The following is a 2,062-nucleotide window of genomic DNA, read 5'->3' as shown; positions in this document are numbered from 1 at the left end:
ACACCGGGAACCGCGCATACAACCCACGCCCCATCCCCAGCCGCTGCGAACCCTGACCCGTGAACACAACCCCCAACCGACCATCACCGGCCACCGCCTCCGTGACGGTCGCCAGCAGCTCCTCCTTCGTACGTCCGACGAGCACGGCCCGGTGGTCGAATGCCGACCTGGTCGTCGCCAGCGAGAAGCCGACGTCCAACGGCCGTCCCTGGCTGTCGGCGAGCCGCGCGACCTGCTCCTTCAGGGCGGCCGCCGTCTTGCCGGCCACCACCCACGGCACCACGACGTCCACCGCCGCCGGCTCGACGGCCACGGTGACGGGGGCCTGCTCCAGGATGGTGTGGGCGTTGGTGCCGGAGATCCCGAACGACGACACCGCCGCCCGCCGCGGCCGGTCCACCGCCGGCCAGACGGTGTTCTCCGTGACGAGGTCGACGTCACCGGCTGTCCAGTCGACATGCGACGAGGGCCGGTCCGCGTGCAATGTCCGGGGCACGAGGCCGTTGCGCATGGCCATGACCGCCTTGATCACGCCGGCGACACCGGCAGCGGCCTGCGTGTGCCCGATGTTCGACTTCACCGAACCCAGCAGCAGCGGCCTCTCACGGTCCTGGCCGTAGGCCGCCAGCAGCGCCTGCGCCTCGATCGGGTCACCCAGTGTCGTACCGGTGCCGTGGCCCTCCACGACGTCCACGTCGAGCGGCGACAGGCCGGCCCCGGCGAGGGCCTGACGGATCACGCGCTGCTGCGACGGTCCGTTCGGGGCGGTCAGGCCGTTCGACGCGCCGTCCTGGTTCACCGCAGAACCCCGCACCACGGCCAGGATCTCGTGACCGTTGCGCACCGCGTCCGACAGCCGCTCCACCACCAGCATGCCGACACCCTCGGCCCACCCGACCCCGTCCGCGGAGTCGGAGAACGCCTTGCACCGGCCGTCTGCCGACATGCCGCGCTGCCGCGAGAACTCCACGAACAGCTCCGGGGTGGACAGCACGGTCACACCACCGGCCAACGCCAGATCACAGTCACCCGACCGCAGCGCCTGGGCCGCCCAGTGCAGGGCCACCAGCGACGACGAACACGCCGTGTCGACCGTGACCGCCGGACCCTCGAGGCCCAGCGAGTAAGCCACGCGCCCGGAGGCCACACTGGCGGAGCTGCCGTTGCCACGGAATCCCTCGAACTCGGGGCCGGTCAGCAGGTCGGAGTAGTCGCCGTACATCACGCCGGCGAACACGCCGGTGCGGCTGCCCCGCAGCGACACCGGATCGAGGCCGGCCCGCTCCAGCGCCTCCCATGACGTCTCCAGCAGCAGCCGCTGCTGCGCGTCCGTGGCGAGCGCCTCCCGGGGACTCATCCCGAAGAACTCCGCGTCGAAGTCCCCCGCATCGCGCAGGAAACCGCCCGACCGGGTGTAGGACGTGCCGGCGTGTGCCGCGTCGGGGTGGTAGAGGGCGTCGAGGTCCCAGCCGCGGTCGTCCGGGAAGTCACCGACGGCGTCGACGCCTTCGGTGACCAGCCGCCAGAGGTCCTCCGGTGACCGCACACCGCCCGGATACCGGCACGCCATGCCCACGATCACCACCGGATCGTCCGACACCGGCGGCAACGCGCCGACGGGGACCGAGGCGTCCTCGGCGGTGCCGAGCAGCTCGTCGAGGAGGTGACGCGCGAGCGTGGCCGAGGTCGGGTGGTCGAACACCAGGGTCGCCTGCAGCCGCAATCCGGTGGCCGCCGACAGGCCGTTGCGCAGCTCCACCGCCGTCAGCGAATCCAGGCCCAGCTCCTGGAACGAGCGCTCCGGATCGACCAGCGAACCGTCCACGTGCCCGAGCACCGTCGCCACCCGGCCGCGCACCAGGTCGAGCACCAGGTCGGTGCGGGCCTCGGCGGGCAGGCCGGCCAAGCGGTGCGCAAGGTCGGCTGCCTCGCCGGTGCGTGCGACAGCGCGCCGGCTCCCGGTGCGGGTGCGGACGAGGTTGCGCAGGAGTGCCGGTACCTCGTCCGAGCCCCGCAGGCCGGCCAGGTCCAGCCTGACCGGCACGGCCGCCGGGCCGTCCGC

At 72.7% G+C, this 2,062-nt stretch carries 1 protein-coding gene; it reads right to left on the bottom strand.

Going from position 1 to position 2,062, the window contains the following annotated elements; translation table 11 throughout:
- The coding region (locus AB0E62_RS39910; protein ID WP_362206012.1) for a beta-ketoacyl synthase N-terminal-like domain-containing protein at positions 1-2,062 on the bottom strand (2,062 nt) is incomplete at both ends.

Source organism: Streptomyces sp. NPDC038707, from assembly GCF_040636485.1.
GTDB lineage: Bacteria > Actinomycetota > Actinomycetes > Streptomycetales > Streptomycetaceae > Streptomyces.
The sequence above is the reverse complement of the archived record's forward strand: the minus strand, read 5'-3'. Positions and strand labels throughout refer to the sequence as shown.